General features: G+C 71.8%; 15 protein-coding genes. All 15 read left to right on the top strand.

The genetic code is table 11. The features are described 5' to 3' along the window. Nucleotides 1-113: 113 nt before the first annotated feature. Nucleotides 114-1,406 (top strand): homoserine dehydrogenase, encoded by a 1,293-nt coding sequence (locus ACFWP2_RS05015; protein WP_380448375.1) that lies wholly within the window; start codon nucleotides 114-116, stop codon nucleotides 1,404-1,406. Nucleotides 1,407-1,416: 10 nt separating this feature from the next. Next, on the top strand, nucleotides 1,417-2,517 hold the full coding sequence (gene thrC, locus ACFWP2_RS05010; RefSeq protein WP_049655889.1) for a threonine synthase: 1,101 nt from the start codon (nucleotides 1,417-1,419) through the stop codon (nucleotides 2,515-2,517). Nucleotides 2,518-2,880: 363 nt separating this feature from the next. After that, the gene (thrB, locus tag ACFWP2_RS05005; RefSeq protein ID WP_380448372.1) at nucleotides 2,881-3,819 is read left to right on the top strand and encodes a homoserine kinase; all 939 of its coding nucleotides are present in this window, start codon (nucleotides 2,881-2,883) and stop codon (nucleotides 3,817-3,819) included. 603 nt (nucleotides 3,820-4,422) lie between these two features. After that, the gene (gene rho, locus ACFWP2_RS05000) at nucleotides 4,423-6,516 is read left to right on the top strand and encodes a transcription termination factor Rho (RefSeq protein WP_380448370.1); all 2,094 of its coding nucleotides are present in this window, start codon (nucleotides 4,423-4,425) and stop codon (nucleotides 6,514-6,516) included. A 140-nt stretch (nucleotides 6,517-6,656) separates the two neighbouring features. Beyond that, nucleotides 6,657-7,805 carry an LCP family protein gene (locus ACFWP2_RS04995; protein ID WP_380448368.1) on the top strand — a complete coding sequence of 383 codons (1,149 nt, stop codon included), beginning with the start codon at nucleotides 6,657-6,659 and terminating at the stop codon, nucleotides 7,803-7,805. Between the two features lie 138 nt (nucleotides 7,806-7,943). Further along, entirely contained in the window at nucleotides 7,944-8,165 is a 222-nt protein-coding gene (rpmE, locus tag ACFWP2_RS04990; RefSeq protein ID WP_030057539.1) for a 50S ribosomal protein L31, read from the top strand. Nucleotides 8,166-8,297: 132 nt separating this feature from the next. Further along, on the top strand, nucleotides 8,298-9,374 hold the full coding sequence (gene prfA, locus ACFWP2_RS04985; protein ID WP_380448366.1) for a peptide chain release factor 1: 1,077 nt from the start codon (nucleotides 8,298-8,300) through the stop codon (nucleotides 9,372-9,374). A gap of 58 nt (nucleotides 9,375-9,432) precedes the next feature. Next, nucleotides 9,433-10,299, top strand: coding sequence for a peptide chain release factor N(5)-glutamine methyltransferase (gene prmC, locus ACFWP2_RS04980; RefSeq protein WP_355252765.1), 867 nt, complete (start codon nucleotides 9,433-9,435; stop codon nucleotides 10,297-10,299). Nucleotides 10,300-10,354: 55 nt separating this feature from the next. Then, a complete protein-coding gene (locus ACFWP2_RS04975) occupies nucleotides 10,355-11,002 on the top strand; it encodes an L-threonylcarbamoyladenylate synthase (RefSeq protein WP_380448363.1) in 648 nt (215 codons plus the stop codon). 32 nt (nucleotides 11,003-11,034) lie between these two features. Next, nucleotides 11,035-11,676: a protein-tyrosine-phosphatase gene (locus ACFWP2_RS04970; RefSeq protein ID WP_380448922.1), complete on the top strand. Its 642-nt coding sequence runs from the start codon at nucleotides 11,035-11,037 to the stop codon at nucleotides 11,674-11,676. Nucleotides 11,677-11,827: 151 nt separating this feature from the next. After that, on the top strand, nucleotides 11,828-13,108 hold the full coding sequence (glyA, locus tag ACFWP2_RS04965) for a serine hydroxymethyltransferase (RefSeq protein WP_380448360.1): 1,281 nt from the start codon (nucleotides 11,828-11,830) through the stop codon (nucleotides 13,106-13,108). A gap of 172 nt (nucleotides 13,109-13,280) precedes the next feature. After that, complete coding sequence (locus ACFWP2_RS04960; protein WP_380448358.1) at nucleotides 13,281-14,570, top strand: MraY family glycosyltransferase; 1,290 nt, start codon at nucleotides 13,281-13,283, stop codon at nucleotides 14,568-14,570. Between the two features lie 296 nt (nucleotides 14,571-14,866). After that, nucleotides 14,867-15,310 (top strand): hypothetical protein, encoded by a 444-nt coding sequence (locus ACFWP2_RS04955; protein WP_380448356.1) that lies wholly within the window; start codon nucleotides 14,867-14,869, stop codon nucleotides 15,308-15,310. A gap of 285 nt (nucleotides 15,311-15,595) precedes the next feature. Next, a complete protein-coding gene (atpB, locus tag ACFWP2_RS04950; RefSeq protein ID WP_380448354.1) occupies nucleotides 15,596-16,408 on the top strand; it encodes a F0F1 ATP synthase subunit A in 813 nt (270 codons plus the stop codon). Between the two features lie 90 nt (nucleotides 16,409-16,498). After that, nucleotides 16,499-16,735 carry an ATP synthase F0 subunit C gene (atpE, locus tag ACFWP2_RS04945; RefSeq protein ID WP_030235786.1) on the top strand — a complete coding sequence of 79 codons (237 nt, stop codon included), beginning with the start codon at nucleotides 16,499-16,501 and terminating at the stop codon, nucleotides 16,733-16,735. The last annotated feature ends 2 nt before the right edge of the window (nucleotides 16,736-16,737 follow it).

Genomic DNA, 16,737 nt, shown 5'->3' with positions numbered 1-16,737 from the left:
ACGACCGTAGATCCGTACGGAAAGTCCCGGAGACTGGGAGAGACCGAAGTTCCCGGCGGTCCAGGAAAACCCGCCGGAAATTACCGAAGCAGAAGAATGCAGAGCGGAGTCGGATGATGCGTACGCGCCCGCTGAAGGTGGCGTTGCTGGGTTGTGGTGTGGTGGGCTCCGAGGTGGCGCGCATCATGACGACGACGGCCGACGACCTCGCCGCTCGCATCGGTGCTCCGGTCGAGCTGGCCGGGATCGCGGTCCGCCGCGCCGGGCGGACCCGCCCGGGCGTCCCCGAGCACCTGATCACCACCGACGCGGAGGCCCTGGTCAACCGGGGCGACATCGACGTGGTGGTCGAGGTGGTGGGCGGCATCGAGCCGTCCAAATCGCTGATCCTGTCCGCCTTCGAGCGGGGCGCCTCGGTGGTCAGCGCCAACAAGGCGCTGCTCGCCAAGGACGGCACCGAACTGCACGCCGCGGCCGCCGAGGCCGGCGTGGACCTGTACTACGAGGCCGCGGTGGCGGGCGCGATCCCGCTGCTGCGCCCGCTGCGCGAGTCCCTCGCGGGCGACAAGGTCAACCGGGTGCTGGGCATCGTCAACGGCACCACCAACTTCATCCTCGACAAGATGGACACCACCGGCGCCGGCTACTCGGAGGCGCTGGAGGAGGCCACCGCGCTGGGCTACGCCGAGGCCGACCCGACGGCCGACGTCGAGGGCTTCGACGCCGCCGCCAAGGCCGCGATCCTGGCCGGCATCGCCTTCCACACCAAGGTCACCGCGGCGGACGTCTACCGCGAGGGCATCACCGAGGTGACCGCGGCCGACATCGCCTCCGCCAAGGAGATGGGCTGCGTGGTCAAGCTGCTCGCGATCTGCGAGCGGGCCGCCGACGGCGAGTCCGTCACCGCGCGCGTCCACCCGGCGATGATCCCGCTGTCGCACCCGCTGGCCTCCGTCCGCGAGGCGTACAACGCGGTGTTCGTCGAGGCCGAGGCGGCCGGCCGGCTGATGTTCTACGGCCCCGGCGCGGGCGGCTCGCCGACCGCCTCCGCGGTGCTCGGCGACCTGGTCGCGGTCTGCCGCAACAAGCTGGCCGGCGCGACCGGTCCCGGTGACTCGGTGTACACGCGGCTGCCGGCCAAGCCGATGGACGAGGTCGTCACCCGCTACCACGTCAGCCTGGACGTGGACGACCGCGCGGGCGTGCTCGCGCAGGTCGCGTCCGTCTTCGCCGAGCACGGCGTGTCCATCGACACCGTGCGCCAGCAGGGCCGCGACGGCGATGCCTCGCTCGTCGTGGTCACCCACCGTGCCACCGACGCCGCGCTGTCGGCGACGGTCGACAAGCTCCGCGCGCTGGACAGCGTGCGGGACGTGGCCAGCATCATGCGGGTCGAAGGGGAATAAGGAACCAGCCATGAACGCCGTTGCCGAGAACGTCGTCCGAGGCGCGCACACCCACCAGTGGCGCGGCCTGATCGAGGAGTACCGGGACCGCCTGCCGGTCACCGCGGCCACCCCGGTGGTCACCCTGTTGGAGGGCGGCACGCCCCTGGTCCCCGCCCAGGTGCTCTCCGAGCGCACGGGCTGCGAGGTCTACCTCAAGGTCGAGGGCGCCAACCCGACCGGCTCCTTCAAGGACCGCGGGATGACGATGGCCATCTCCAAGGCCAAGGAGGAGGGCGCGCAGGCGGTCATCTGCGCGTCCACCGGCAACACCTCGGCCTCCGCCGCCGCGTACGCGGTGCGGGCCGGGATGGTCTCCGCGGTGCTCGTCCCGCAGGGCAAGATCGCCCTCGGCAAGATGGGCCAGGCGCTGGTGCACGGCGCCAGGATCCTGCAGGTCGACGGGAACTTCGACGACTGCCTCACCCTCGCGCGCGAACTGTCCGAGAAGTACCCGGTGGCGCTGGTCAACTCGGTCAACCCGGTGCGGATCGAGGGCCAGAAGACCGCGGCCTTCGAGATCGTCGACATGCTCGGCGACGCCCCGGACATCCACGTCCTGCCGGTCGGCAACGCGGGCAACATCACCGCGTACTGGAAGGGCTACCGCGAGTATGCCGCGGACGGCCTCGCCACCCGCACCCCGCGGATGTGGGGCTTCCAGGCCTCCGGCTCCGCCCCGATCGTGGACGGCGCGCCGGTGCTCAAGCCGCAGACCATCGCCACCGCGATCCGGATCGGCAACCCGGCCTCCTGGGACTTCGCGCTCGCCGCGCGGGACGAGTCCGGCGGCCTCATCGACAAGGTGACGGATCGTCAGATCCTGTCCGCCTACCGGCTGTTGGCCTCGCAGGAGGGCGTCTTCGTGGAGCCCGCCTCGGCCGCCTCGGTGGCCGGTCTGCTGGCCAAGGCGGAGGCCGGCCTGGTCGACCCGGGCCAGCGGATCGTCTGCACCGTGACCGGCAACGGCCTGAAGGACCCGGACTGGGCGGTGGCCGGCGCGCCGCAGCCGCAGATCGTCCCGATCGACCCGGAGGCGGCCGCCCGCAGCCTCGGACTGCTCGACCGGTAACGGATCCTGACACCTCGACGGGCCGACCCTTTCGGGGGTCGGCCCGTCGGAGTTCCCCGCTGACACTTTCGTGCCGACCGGGCCGCGCACCGCGATCCGTTTCCGCCGCTCCCCCCGGCGGAGGGGGGTGCGCATTCCGGCCAGAACCGGCAACACACCAGATCGAAGGCCCACGGGGTGTACCGCTCGGGAACCTCTCTTCGATACTCTGGCTTCGGCCGTGTGGCACATGCCCCGGGCCCGGCGGGTCCGGGCCGCACCGACCGCCGCGACCGACCGCCCCCGAGGGGCCGCGGTCCGTTCCCCGCCCTCGCACCGACGACGCGCTCCGCGCCGCCCGATTTCCCCAGGAGAGTCCACCGCATGGCCGGTCCTGCGTTCCGTGCCGCCGCCGTCCGGGTCAGGGTTCCCGCGACCAGCGCCAACCTCGGCCCGGGCTTCGACGCCTTCGGGCTCGCGCTGGGTCTGTACGACGACGTCGTCGTCCGGGTCGCCGACTCCGGGCTCTCCGTCGACATCGCCGGCGAGGGTGCCGAGACGCTGCCGCGCGACGAGCGCCACCTGCTGGTCCGCTCGATGCGCGCCGCCTTCGACCGGCTCGGCGGCCAGCCGCGCGGCCTCGAAGTGGTCTGCGCCAACCGGATACCGCACGGCCGCGGCCTCGGCTCCTCCTCGGCCGCCATCTGCGCCGGCATCGTGGCCGCCCGCGCGGTGACCATCGGCGGCCCGTCCGCGCTGGACGACGACGCGCTGCTGGCCCTCGCCTCCGAGCTGGAGGGCCACCCGGACAACGTCGCGGCCTGCCTGCGCGGCAACTTCACCATCGCCTGGACCGACGAGGAGTCGGCCAAGGCGGTCGCGCTGGAGCCGTCCGAGCAGGTCGTCCCGGTGGTGTTCGTGCCGGCCGGCGAGGTGCTCACCGAGACCGCGCGCGGGCTGCTGCCGAGGACCGTCCCGCTGGCCGACGCGGCCGTCAACGCCAGCCGCTCCGCACTGCTGGTGGAGGCGCTGACCAGGCGCCCCGAGCTGCTCCTCGCCGCCACCGAGGACCGGCTGCACCAGGACTACCGCGCCTCCGCCATGCCGGACAGCGCCGCCCTGGTCGGCGCGCTGCGCGCCGAGGGCGTCCCCGCGGTCATCTCCGGGGCCGGACCGACCGTCCTGGCGCTCACCGACGAGGCGGGCGCCGACCGGGTGCTCTCCTTCGCCGGGCACCACGGCCACGGCGGCGACCCGGCGTTCGCCGCGCACCGGCTGGACGTCGACCGCACCGGGGCCGTCGTGCTCCCGCTGGACGTCTGAGCAGCCCGAACGGGCCGTTCGGGACCCGGCGCCGGCACCCTGCCGAGCCGGGTCCGGCGGACACGATTGGCAAGCGCAAGGCTGGGGAATGTCTGAGGGGGTCGGTAGTGTTAACCTCATTGCTGCACCAGGTGCCCTCCGGGGCTAGGTGCGCCGCGTCCCGATCCCAGCACTCCACGGCAGTGGAGTCCCGGCGATGCACGGGGCGACGATTCTCCGGGAGCCCACCGCAGCGCGTACGCAGCCTGCCTGCGCGACATGCGGCCGCATCCCGAAGCCGTGACGGCACCTGACTCCCACCCGCGGCCTCCCACCTAGAGGCCAGGACGGGCGGAGCGCGGGCCACCGTCACGCGACGGGGGCCCGGGATTCGCAGGGAGCGTGGGGGTTACGCCCTCAGGGGAGGTCGACACACGACCGGCCCACGCGCCACTCAGCACCACCGTGCTTCAAGCACCGCACCTCGTACGTAGCTCTCCCTCGACGGGCTCCCGCCATTCGAGGGACCACCGCCTCGGACCGACGCAGTCGAGCGTTGGTCAGGACAGCACAACCGGTCGCCGAGCCAGACAGGCCGACGTCCGCTCCAGGGAAGGACCCTTAGTGAGCGACTCCACCGATCTGATGGGCGCGCGCCCGGACGCCGAGGCGTCGGACGCAGCCGCCGCCCCCGCCGCTCCGGCGCGCCGCCGCCGCAGCGCCGCCGCGGGCCTGGACGGCATGGTCCTGGCCGAGCTGCAGAAGCTCGCCGCGGACCTTGGCATCACCGGTACCGGACGCATGCGCAAGAGCCAGCTGATCGAGACCATCAAGGAGAAGAGCGGCGGGGACCCGCTGCTCGCCGCCGGTGGCACCGCCCCGGCCGCCAAGCGCACCGCCGCCAAGGCGGACGCCGAGGCCCCGGCCGAGAAGCCGGCCCGCCGCACCAAGGCCGCCGCCAAGACGGCCGAGGCCCCGGCCGCCGCCGCCGAGCCGCAGGCCCAGATCGAGATCCCGGTCCAGGCCGCCGCGGAGACCGCCGCGCCCGCCCGTACCGAGCGCACCCGCCGCCGGGCCACCTCGGCCGCCGGCGCGCCCACCACCCCGGCCGCCGAGGCCGAGGCCGCCACCGTCGCGGTCGCCGAGCCGAAGCAGGCCGAGGCCCGCCCGGCCGAGACCCGCGGCTTCGAGGGCCGTGAGGACGGCCGCGAGAGCCGTCGCGACCGCCGTGAGCGGCGTGAGCGCGGCGAGCGCACCGAGCGCACCGAGCGCACCGAGCGTCAGGACGCCGGCGAGGCCCAGGACGGCGACGGCCGCGAGTCGCGCCGCGACCGCCGCAACCGCCGCGAGCGCACCGACCGCCAGTCCCAGCAGGGCGGCGGCCAGCAGCAGGGCGGCCAGGCCGACCAGCAGGGCCGCCAGGCCCCGCAGGCCCAGGCCCCGCAGGCCCAGCAGGGCGGCTACGACGACGACGAGTTCGGCGAGGGCCGCCGGGGCCGGCGCGGGCGCTACCGCGACCGCCGTGGCCGTCGCGGCCGCGAGGGCTTCGAGGTCGGCACCGTCGAGCCGCAGGTCGGCGAGGACGACGTCCTGATCCCGGTCGCGGGCATCCTCGACATCCTCGACAACTACGCGTTCGTGCGCACCTCCGGCTACCTGCCGGGCCAGAACGACGTCTACGTCTCGCTCGCCCAGGTCCGCAAGAACGGCCTGCGCAAGGGTGACGCCATCACCGGTGCGGTGCGCCAGCCGCGCGAGGGCGAGCGCCGCGAGAAGTTCAACGCCATGGTGCGGCTGGACTCCGTCAACGGCATGGACCCGGAGAGCGGCCGCGGCCGTCCCGAGTTCAACAAGCTCACCCCGCTGTACCCGCAGGAGCGGCTGCGCCTGGAGACCGACCCGGGCGTGCTGACCACCCGGATCATCGACCTGGTGTCGCCGATCGGCAAGGGCCAGCGCGGTCTGATCGTCGCGCCGCCGAAGACCGGCAAGACCATGGTGCTCCAGGCGGTCGCCAACGCGATCACCCACAACAACCCCGAGTGCCACCTGATGGTCGTCCTGGTCGACGAGCGTCCGGAAGAGGTCACCGACATGCAGCGGTCGGTGAAGGGCGAGGTCATCTCCTCGACCTTCGACCGCCCGGCCGAGGACCACACCACCGTCGCCGAGCTGGCCATCGAGCGCGCCAAGCGCCTGGTCGAGCTGGGCCACGACGTGGTCATCCTGCTGGACTCGATCACCCGCCTCGGCCGCGCCTACAACCTGGCCGCGCCGGCCTCCGGCCGCATCCTGTCCGGTGGTGTCGACTCGACCGCGCTGTACCCGCCGAAGAAGTTCTTCGGTGCCGCGCGCAACATCGAGAACGGCGGCTCGCTGACCATCCTGGCCACCGCGCTGGTCGAGACCGGCTCGCGCATGGACGAGGTGATCTTCGAGGAGTTCAAGGGCACCGGCAACATGGAGCTCAAGCTCGACCGGAAGCTCTCGGACAAGCGCATCTTCCCGGCCGTCGACGTGGACGCCTCCAGCACCCGCAAGGAGGAGATCCTGCTCGGCAACGAGGAGTTGGCCATCGTCTGGAAGCTGCGCCGGGTGCTGCACGCGCTCGACTCGCAGCAGGCGATCGAGCTGCTCCTGGACAAGATGAAGCAGACCAAGAGCAACGCCGAGTTCCTGATGCAGATCGCCAAGACCACCCCCGGCTCCGGCGACTGACCGTAGCCGCAGGGCCGTCGAAGCACGGAACCCCGGATCGCGCGAGCGGTCCGGGGTTCCGTGCGTCCGGCCCGTTCTGTTCCAGAGTCGGGACAACTTGGGGGCGTTTGGATCATGTTGTCCGATTTACTCTGGACCGTATGGCCGCACACAAGAGGGTTCCAGGGCGCCGCCGCAGAGTCCTGCGCACGGCCGCCTGCGCGTTCGCCGCGCTCGTCGTCCTCGGCGCCGGAGCGGCCCTCTACGGCTACTTCAGGCTCAACGGCAACCTCAGGAGCGTCGACATCGACGCCCGGCTCGGCGACGCCCGGCCGCCGGCGGCCACCGACGGCTCCTTCAACATCCTGGTGCTCGGCTCCGACTCGCGCAGCGGCGACAACGGCTCGATGGCGGGCGGGAACACCGGCGACACGGCCCGCTCGGACACCGCGATGGTGGTGCACGTCAACCAGGACCACTCCGGCGCCCAGATCGTCTCGATCCCGCGCGACACCCTGGTCGCCCGCCCCGACTGCACCGACGCGAGCGGCAGGACCGTGCCCGGCGCCAAGCGCGCGATGTACAACAGCGCCTTCGAGAGCGGCGGCGCGGTCTGCGCGGTCAAGACCACCGAGCAGCTCACCGGGCTGCGGATGGACCACTACCTGCAGATCGACTTCGCCGGCTTCGCCCGGGTCGTGGACGCGATAGGCGGGGCCACCGTGACCACCACGGTGGCCATCCACGACAAGGACAGCGGGCTCGACCTGCCGCCCGGCGAGCACCACCTGGACGGGCAGCAGGCGCTGGCCTTCGTGCGCACCCGGCACGGCGTCGGCGACGGCAGCGACCTCGGCCGGATCGAACTCCAGAAGCAGATGGTGAAGTCCCTGCTGCGGCAGGTCGGGGGGAGCGGGATGCTCACCGACCCGGTCAAACTGTGGTCCGTCGGCGACACCGTGACCAGGAGCATCACCACCGACTCCGCGCTCGGCTCGGTGAACTCGCTGGTGGGGCTCGCCCAGGAGCTCAAGGGGATAGGCCCGGACCGGCTGAGCATGGTCACCCTGCCGGTCGAGACGGCCCCCGGCGACCCGAACCGGGTGGTTCCGCAGCAGCCGCAGGCCGGGCAGGTCTGGACGGCGCTCAAGGCCGACCAGCCGTTCCCGCCGGCGGTCGTCTCCGCGCAGCCGGAGAACCCCGCCCAGGCGGCCCCCACGGCCGCCCCCTCGACGGCCGCGCGGGGCGCCGGGAAGGCCACCGGGACGGCCACCCCGAAGGCCACTCCGAAGGCCGGCGCGGCGCACTGAACGGCGCCCGGAATATCCCGGAACGCGACCCGGTTTGGGAAGATGCGGCCGGTCCTGGCAGACTGGTCCGTCGGTCCCGGTTCACGTGCGGCACTCCAGTCGCCGACCCGGTGCCCTCCCGAAACCTAGGAGAACCCCTTGAAGCCCAACGTTCACCCCGAGTACGTGGTCACCCGCGTGACCTGCACCTGCGGCGCCGAGTTCACCACCCGCTCGACCGAGACCAGTGGCGAGATCCGCGCCGAGGTCTGCTCGCAGTGCCACCCGTTCTACACCGGCAAGCAGAAGATCCTCGACACCGGTGGCCGCGTGGCCCGCTTCGAGGCCCGCTTCGGCAAGCAGCACAGCGCGAAGGCCTAGCGCTCCCTCGGCGCCGGTTCCCGGTGCCCCCGTACTCGTTGTCGGGGGCGCTGGGGGCCGGCGCCGTTCGCGTCCCCCCGCGAGTTCCCCACCCCCCACACGTTTCCGAGTCACCGGGAAGAAGGCCACCCCATGTTCGAGGCAGTCGAAGAGCTCCTCGTCGAGCACGCCGACCTCGAGACGAGGCTGGCCGACCCGTCCGTCCACGCCGACCAGGCCAACGCCCGCAAGCTGGCCAAGCGGTACGCCGAGCTGACCCCGATCACCCGGGTCTACCGGCAGTGGCGGCAGGCCGGCGAGGACATCGAGGCCGCGCGTGAACTCGCCGCGGAGGACCCTGAGTTCATCGCCGAGGTGAAGGACTCCGAGGCGCGCCGGGACGAGCTCACCGAGGAGCTGCGTCTGCTGCTGGTGCCGCGTGACCCGAGCGACGACAAGGACGTCATCCTGGAGATCAAGGCGGGCGAGGGCGGCGAGGAGTCCGCCCTGTTCGCCGGCGACCTGCTCCGGATGTACCTGCGCTTCGCGGAGCGGATCGGCTGGAAGACCGAGATCATCGACTCCAACGAGTCCGACCTCGGCGGCTACAAGGACGTCTCGGTGGCCGTGAAGACCAAGGGCAACGCCGAGCCCGGCCAGGGCGTCTGGGCCCGGCTGAAGTACGAGGGCGGCGTGCACCGCGTGCAGCGCGTCCCCGCCACCGAGTCGCAGGGCCGCATCCACACCTCCGCGGCGGGCGTGCTGGTCACCCCCGAGGCGGAGGAGGTCGAGGTCGAGATCGTCGCCAACGACCTGCGGATCGACGTCTACCGCTCCTCCGGCCCCGGCGGCCAGTCGGTCAACACCACCGACTCCGCGGTCCGGATCACCCACCTGCCGACCGGTATCGTGGCGTCCTGCCAGAACGAGAAGAGCCAGCTCCAGAACAAGGAGCAGGCGATGCGCATCCTGCGTTCGCGGCTGCTGGCCGCCGCGCAGGAGGAGGCCGAGCGGGAGGCCTCGGACGCGCGCCGCAGCCAGGTCCGTACGGTCGACCGCTCCGAGCGGATCCGCACGTACAACTACCCCGAGAACCGCATCTCGGACCACCGCACCGGATTCAAGGCGTACAACCTGGACCAGGTCCTGGACGGCGAACTGAACGCGGTGATCCAGTCCTGCGTCGACAAGGACGCGGCGGCCAAGCTCGCCGCGGCCCAAGAGAACTGAGACCGGCGCGCCCCAGCCCGCGTTTCGCCCGGAGCCGGAGAAACAAGAGGTCGTACGGATGAACCTGCTGCTCGCCGAGGTGGCCCAGGCCACCCAGCGGTTGGCCGCGGCCGGCGTGCCGTCGCCGCGCTTCGACGCGGAGGAGCTCGCCGCCTACGTCCACAACGTCAAGCGCAGCCAGCTGCACACGGTGAAGGACGCCGACTTCGACGCCCGCTACTGGGAGGCCGTCTCCCGCCGCGAGGCGCGCGAGCCGCTCCAGCACATCACCGGGCGGGCGTTCTTCCGCTACCTCGAACTGGAGGTCGGCCCCGGGGTGTTCGTGCCCCGGCCGGAGACCGAGACGGTCGTCGAGTGGGCGATAGACGCGGTGCGCGACATGGACGTGGCGGAGCCGCTGGTGGTGGACCTGTGCTCCGGCTCCGGCGCGATCGCCCTCGCCCTGGCCCAGGAGCTGCCGCGCTCGACCGTGCACGCCTTCGAACTGGACGAGGGCGCGCTGGAGTACACCCGGCGCAACATCGAGGCGAGCCCGGACCGCGCCCGGGTCACCCTGCACGCCGGTGACGCCACCAAGGCCTTCGAGGACGACCGCTCCTGGGACGGCCGCTTCGACCTGGTCATCTCCAACCCGCCGTACATCCCGCTCACCGAGTGGGAGTACGTCGCACCGGAGGCGCGCGACCACGACCCGCAGATGTCGCTGTTCTCCGGCGAGGACGGCCTGGACACCATCCGCGGTATCGAGCGGGTCGCGGCCCGACTGCTGCGCCCGGGCGGCGCGGTGGTGATCGAGCACGCCGACCAGCAGGGCGGCCAGGTGCCGTGGATCTTCAACGAGGAACACGGCTGGACGGACACCGCCGACCACCGGGACCTGAACAACCGGCCTCGCTTCACCACCGCGCGCAAGGCCGCGCTGTGACCGCAGTGACGGCCGTAGTGACTGCCATGAGCCACTCCGGAAGGGGACCGCACCGATGAGCCGCCGCTACGACTGTGCCGATGCCGGGGACCGCGCCACCGGTCTGCGCGAGGCCGCCTCGGCCGTCCGCCGCGGCGAACTCGTCGTGCTGCCCACCGACACCCTGTACGGGGTCGGTGCGGACGCCTTCTCGCCGGAGGCCGTCGCCGAGCTGATGGCCGCCCGCGGCCGCGGCCGCAACACGCCCTCGCCGGTGCTGGTCGGCTCGCCGACCACCCTGCACGGTCTGGTCACCGACTTCTCCGAGCAGGCCTGGGAGCTGGTCGACGCCTTCTGGCCCGGTGGGCTCACCCTGGTCGCCCGGCACCAGCCCTCGCTGCGCTGGGACCTCGGCGACACCCGCGGCACCGTCGCGGTCCGGATGCCGCTGCACCCGGTCGCCATCGAGCTGCTGAACGCCACCGGCCCGCTGGCCGTCTCCAGCGCCAACCGGATCGGCGGGGCGCCCCCGCTGACCTGCGACGAGGCCCAGGCCCAGCTCGGCGACGCGATCTCGGTCTACCTCGACGGCGGGGCGGCCGAGGATTCCGCCACCTCGTCGATCGTCGACGTCACCGGCAAGGTCCCGGTCCTGCTGCGGGCCGGCGCGATCAGCGTCGAGCAGCTGAGGGAGGTCGTCCCCGACCTGGAGGCCGGCAGTTGACGCCCATCGCCTCGCTCCACGCCGGGCCGGGCATAGCGCCGTACCTGAGCGTGGGCCCCAGGCCGCTGGACCACTTCCGGATCCTCTTCGTCTGCACCGGGAACATCTGCCGCTCGCCGATCGCCGAGCGGCTGACCCGGCGTGAGCTGGACACCCGGCTGAGCCCCCGGGTGGCCGGGCGGATCCTGGTCGAGAGCGCCGGCACCTGGGGCCACGAGGGTGCGCCGATGGAGGACCACGCCGTGACCGTGCTCGACGAGTACGGCGCCGACAGCGGCGGCTTCACCGGCCGCGAGCTGCTGGACGAGCACGTGGTCGAGGCCGACCTGGTGCTCACCGCGACGCTGGACCACCGCGCCCAGGTGATCTCGATGGGCCACGAGGCGGGGCTGCGCACCTTCACGCTGAAGGAGTTCACCCGCCTGGTGCGGACGATAGACCCGGGCACCCTGCCGGACCCCCGGCGCGGCGCCGACGTCACCGAGCGGGCCCGCGCGCTGGTCCGGGCGGCCGCCGCGCTGCGCGGCTGGCTGCTGGCCGCCACCCCGGAGTCGGACGAGCTGGACGACCCGTACGGGGCGCCGATCGGCATGTTCCGCAACTGCGGCGAGGAGATATTCCACGCGGTCGACCCGGTGGTCACCGCGCTCACCGGCGTCCCCGCACCGCGCTGACCGGCGCGGACGGCCGCGAACAGCCGTCGACGGGAGCCGGACGCGCGCCGCGGCGCCGAACGGGGCCGTCGGACCGCGGTTCGGCGGGCCGGGCGGCGGCAGCGGTCCTACGCTGGGTGACACAGTCCCCGCAGCGCCCGGGAGCCCCGCCATGACCGTCACCGATGCCGCGACCGGCCCCACCGCGACGACCGGGCGCCCCTGGGTGTCCGAGGCGCTGCACCGGGCCGATCCGCTGCTGGCCGACCTGCTGGCCGCGGAGGCCGAGCGGCGTGCCGAAACGATCCAGCTGCTGGCGGGGGAGAACCTGACCACCCCCGCCGTCCTGGCGGCGCTCACCGGCCCGCTGATCGACAAGTACGCCGAGGGCTACCCGGGCCGCCGGCACCACACCGGCTGCGCGCTGGCGGACGCCGCCGAGCTGCTGGCGATCGACCGGGCCCGCGAGCTGTTCGCCGCCCCGCACGCCAACGTCCAGCCGCGGTCCGCGACGTCGGCGATGCTGGCGGCGTACGCGGCGCTGCTGCGGCCCGGCGACGGGGTGCTGGCGATGTCGCTGGAGCACGGCGGCCACCTCAGCTGCGGCTCGCGCGCCAACTTCTCCGGGCGCTGGTTCGCCTTCACCGGCTACGGCGTGCGCGAGGGCGACGGGCTGATCGACCTCGACCAGGTCCGCGACCTGGCCCGGCAGCACCGCCCCAAGGCGATCGTGGCGGGCTCGATCTCGTACCCCCGGCACCCGGACTGGGCGGCGTTCCGGGAGATCGCCGACGAGGTGGACGCCTACCTGATCGCCTCCGCCGCGCAGACCACCGGGCTGATCGCGGCCGGGGTGGCGCCCTCCCCGGTGCCGTACGCGGACGTCACCGTGGCGGCCACCCACAAGCTGCTGCGTGGTCCGCGCGGCGGGCTGCTGCTGTGCACCGCGGAGCTGGCCGATCGGATCGACCGGGCGGTGTTCCCGTTCAGTCAGGGCGGCGCGGCGATGAACGAGGTGGCCGGCAAGGCGGTGGCCCTCGCGCAGGCCTCCGGGCCCGCGTACCGGGCGTACGCGCAGCGGACGGTGTCCGGCGCGCGGGCGCTCGCCGAGGGGCTCGCAGAGGCTGGCATGCGCCCGCTGACGGGCGGCACCGACACCCACCTGGTGACCGCCGACGTGAGCCCGCTCGGCGTGAGCGGCGCGGAGGCCGAGCGGCGCTGCGCGGCGGCCGGGCTGCTGCTCGGCAAGTGCGCGCTGCCCTACGACCCGGCGCCGGCCGCCGAGGCCTCCGGCATCCGGCTGGGCACGGGCACGGTGACCAGCCAGGGGATGGGGGAGCCCGAGCTGGCGGAGATCGCCGGGCTGATCGCGCGGGTGCTCTCCGGGGGCGCGCCCGCCCCCGCCGCGGCGCGGGTCCGGGAGCTGGCGCTGGCCTTCGCCGACCGTGCCTGACGGAGGTTCCTCGCGGGTATCGGGATCTCCTACCCGGGAGGGCGAACCGCGATGCACGGTCCCGGCGTCCGACTCAATAAGGTGTGTGCCGTGGCGACGCACCTCGAACCCCGGGAAGGCAGGGGAGTACCTTCGGTACTTCCCCGTTCGACAGTGATGCAGGAGGCCAGTGGTGCGTGAGTATCTGCTGGTGCTGTTCTGCACGGCCGCCGTCACCTACCTGCTGACCGGCCCGGTCCGGAAGTTCGCCATCGCGGCCGGGGCCATGCCTCCGGTGCGCGCCCGCGACGTGCACCGCGAGCCCACGCCGCGGCTCGGCGGCATCGCGATGTTCGGCGGACTGTGCGCGGGCATCCTGGTCGCCTCGCAGCTCGACAACCTGAGCAAGGTGTTCTCCCAGGGCACCGACATCCGCGCGCTGCTGTCCGGCGCCGGGATCATGTTCCTGCTCGGGGTGCTCGACGACAAGTGGGGCGTGGACGCGCTGGTGAAGCTCGGCGGCCAGATGATCGCCGCCGGCGTGATGGTCTGGCAGGGCGTCACGGTGATCACCCTCCCGGTGCCCGGCGTCGGCCCGGTCGCGGTGAGCCCGACCCAGGGCATGGTCATCTCGGTCACCCTGGTCGTCGTCATGGTCAACGCGGTGAACTTCATCGACGGCCTGGACGGCCTGGCCGGCGGCATGGTCTGCATCGCCGCGATGGCCTTCTTCCTGTACAGCTACCGGCTCTGGTACGGCTACACGATCTCCGACGCGGCCCCCGCCGTGCTGTTCAGCGTGCTGCTGATCGGCATGTGCCTGGGCTTCCTGGCGCACAACATGCACCCCGCGCGGATCTTCATGGGCGACTCCGGCTCGATGATGCTGGGCCTGATGCTGGCCGTCGCCGCGATCTCCATCACCGGCCGGGTCGACCCGGACCTGATCAGCAACGAGACCGGTTCGCAGACCGCCGCCGTGCACGCCCTGGTGCCGATCTACATCCCGCTGCTGCTGCCGCTGACGGTCATCGCGCTGCCGCTGGCCGACCTGCTGCTCGCGGTGGTGCGCCGCACCTGGGCCGGCCAGTCCCCGTTCGCCGCGGACAAGCGCCACCTGCACCACCGACTGCTCCAGGTCGGCCACTCGCACAGCCGCGCCGTACTGATCATGTACTTCTGGGCCGCGCTGATCGCCTTCGGTTCGGTGGCCTTCTCGGTGACCAACACCGGCCGCACGGTCGTCCTGACCCTCGCCGGGCTCTGCCTGGTCGGCCTGGTGGTGCTGCTCATCCCGCGGTTCCGGCCGCGCGCCCCGCGGGCGGTGCAGTCCTTCGTCCCCCCGCGCTACCGGCGGCAGCAGAACGGTCCGATGGCCGAACTGTCGGCGAAGGACAAGCAACTCCTCGGTGAAGCCGGCCGGGACTCCGGCATGGGCTCCACCGCGGTCGGCCATCGGGGGGAGGCCACCGGCCGCCGCTGACATGAGAGTTGATGTGCCGTCAAAGCGCCTTCACCCGAACGGCGGACACCTTGCGCCGTTGGTGTGACAGGTGCCACACATTCATGGTAAAGCTCTCATCAAATAGTTTGTGATACCGTTCACGAGTACCGGGAACACGCCGAAAGACCTACAGGTGGATGACTTCCGTCCCTGTCGGTCTCCCTCACCGGGCCCGCCGTTCCGACGAGCGGCCCGCGGCGACTGCCCGGTCCGGTGTCACCCGCCACCGCTGTGCCCGTCCCCCGCCACATCGACATGCCGCCGGAGCTGCCGACATGCCGTCCACCGACGCCCGGATCCTCCGAGGCGCCGCGATTCCCACTGCGGCCGCCGGGATCATCGCCATGGCGATCTCCTTCGCCGTCGCCGGCGGGAAGGGCCTGCTCGGTGCCCTCTTCGGCGCACTGCTCGTGATGGCCTTCTTCAGCTTCGGCCAGGTCGCGCTCGACCGGCTGACCAGGTCGAACCCGCACATCATGATGGCCGCCGGACTGCTGGTGTACACCACCCAGATCCTGCTGGTCGGCATCGTGCTCGCGGTCTTCAAGAACACCGAGCTCTTCAACCGGCAGGCTTTCGCCTTCACCCTGCTGGGCTGCGCCCTGATCTGGACGGGCTTCCAGGTGCGCGGCGCACTCAAGGCCAAGACCTTCTACGTCGACACCGACGCCTCCGAAAAGAAGGGCGACAAGCCCTCCGACTCGGGACGTCAACAGTGACGAGGCCCGACTGTCCCCCCAACGAGGGGGGCGGTGTTTATGCCGCACTGACGGCCTGCTATCGTCCGTCGCAACAACGGAGTACGGGAAGAGGCCTGGTCTGTCCGGACAGCGGACCGATCGCCCCCCGGACCCGCGCAGTCTTCGATGATCCCGCAGTCGCGCAGTGCGCCGTCGCGCGGGGTCGGCGAGAAACCCATCAAGTTCCAGTGCCGCTCCGTGGTCGCAGGCCACGCCGACACACCGAGGTTGCCGTAACCATGCGTCACGACGAAGGAGTCCGCGGTGAGTGCTGAACTCACGTCCCTCGCCTCAGGCAGTTGCCACTTCGGGGACGCTGGCTGTGGCTTCCCGGCCCCGGGCCTGAACGAGTTCCAGTTCAAGCCGATCTTCACGATCGGCAGCGTCGAGTTCAACAAGCCGATGCTGCTGTCGATCATCGTCGCGCTCCTGGTCGTCGTGTTCTTCTGGGCCGCGTTCGCCAAGCCGCGCCTCGTTCCCGGCAAGCTGCAGCTGGTCGGTGAGATCGGCTACGACTTCGTCAAGCGCTCCATCGTGCTGGAGACGATCGGCAAAAAGGGCGAGAAGTACGTCCCGATGCTGGTCTCGATGTTCTTCTTCGTGTGGCTGCTGAACATCATGTCGATCATCCCGTTCGCACAGTTCCCCGTGACGGCGGCGATCGCGTTCCCGGCCGGCCTCGCGGCGGTCGTGTGGGTCACCTACATGACGCTGACCTTCAAGAAGCACGGCTTCGTCGGCGGTCTGAAGAACCTCTGCTGGCCGTCGGGCATCCCCGGCTGGGTCATGTTCATCCTGGTGCCGATCGAGTTCTTCTCGAACATCTTCGTGCGCCCCTTCACGCTCGCGGTCCGAGCCTTCGCGAACATGTTCGCCGGCCACCTGCTGATCGTGATGTTCTCCATCGCCTCCTGGTACCTGCTCAGCCCGTCCCTGGGCGCGCTCTACGGCTCGGCCTCGTTCATCGTCGCCGTCGGCCTGACCGCCTTCGAGCTGCTGGTCCAGTTCCTGCAGGCCTACATCTTCGTGATGCTGGCCAGCAGCTACATCGCCGGTGCCCTGGAAGAGGCGCACTGAGCCTGAGGCCCTGGCCTCCCATGAACCACCCCCTGGATCGCCCGGTGGCCAATCACCACCGGTTCACCACCCCTGCAAAGGACAATCGCAATGAGCATGCTCGCTGAGGGCGTCGTCGGTTCCATCGCTTCCGTCGGTTACGGCCTCGCTGCCATCGGCCCCGGCATCGGCGTTGGTCTGATCTTCGGCAACGGCGTTCAGGCCATGGCCCGTCAGCCCGAGGCTGCCGGTCTGATCCGCTCGAACATGTTCATCGGCTTCGCGCTGACCGAGGCGCTCGCGCTCATCGGCATCGTCATGCCGTTCGTGTTCGGCACCGGCAAGTAATT

The organism is Kitasatospora sp. NPDC058444 (assembly GCF_042721415.1).
Classification (GTDB): domain Bacteria; phylum Actinomycetota; class Actinomycetes; order Streptomycetales; family Streptomycetaceae; genus Kitasatospora.
Note: the sequence above shows the minus strand (reverse complement) of the source record. Positions and strands in the feature narration are given on the sequence as shown.

What these genes read in the sequence shown, in the direction of transcription:
- thrC (WP_049655889.1), top strand. Translation starts at nt 1,417, where the DNA reads ATGAACGCCGTTGCCGAGAACGTCGTCCGAGGCGCGCACACCCACCAG.
- thrB (WP_380448372.1), top strand. Translation starts at nt 2,881, where the DNA reads ATGGCCGGTCCTGCGTTCCGTGCCGCCGCCGTCCGGGTCAGGGTTCCC.
- ACFWP2_RS04995 (WP_380448368.1), top strand. Translation starts at nt 6,657, where the DNA reads ATGGCCGCACACAAGAGGGTTCCAGGGCGCCGCCGCAGAGTCCTGCGC.
- ACFWP2_RS05015 (WP_380448375.1), top strand. Translation starts at nt 114, where the DNA reads ATGATGCGTACGCGCCCGCTGAAGGTGGCGTTGCTGGGTTGTGGTGTG.
- atpE (WP_030235786.1), top strand. Translation starts at nt 16,499, where the DNA reads ATGAGCATGCTCGCTGAGGGCGTCGTCGGTTCCATCGCTTCCGTCGGT.
- prfA (WP_380448366.1), top strand. Translation starts at nt 8,298, where the DNA reads ATGTTCGAGGCAGTCGAAGAGCTCCTCGTCGAGCACGCCGACCTCGAG.
- glyA (WP_380448360.1), top strand. Translation starts at nt 11,828, where the DNA reads ATGACCGTCACCGATGCCGCGACCGGCCCCACCGCGACGACCGGGCGC.
- ACFWP2_RS04955 (WP_380448356.1), top strand. Translation starts at nt 14,867, where the DNA reads ATGCCGTCCACCGACGCCCGGATCCTCCGAGGCGCCGCGATTCCCACT.
- prmC (WP_355252765.1), top strand. Translation starts at nt 9,433, where the DNA reads ATGAACCTGCTGCTCGCCGAGGTGGCCCAGGCCACCCAGCGGTTGGCC.
- ACFWP2_RS04975 (WP_380448363.1), top strand. Translation starts at nt 10,355, where the DNA reads ATGAGCCGCCGCTACGACTGTGCCGATGCCGGGGACCGCGCCACCGGT.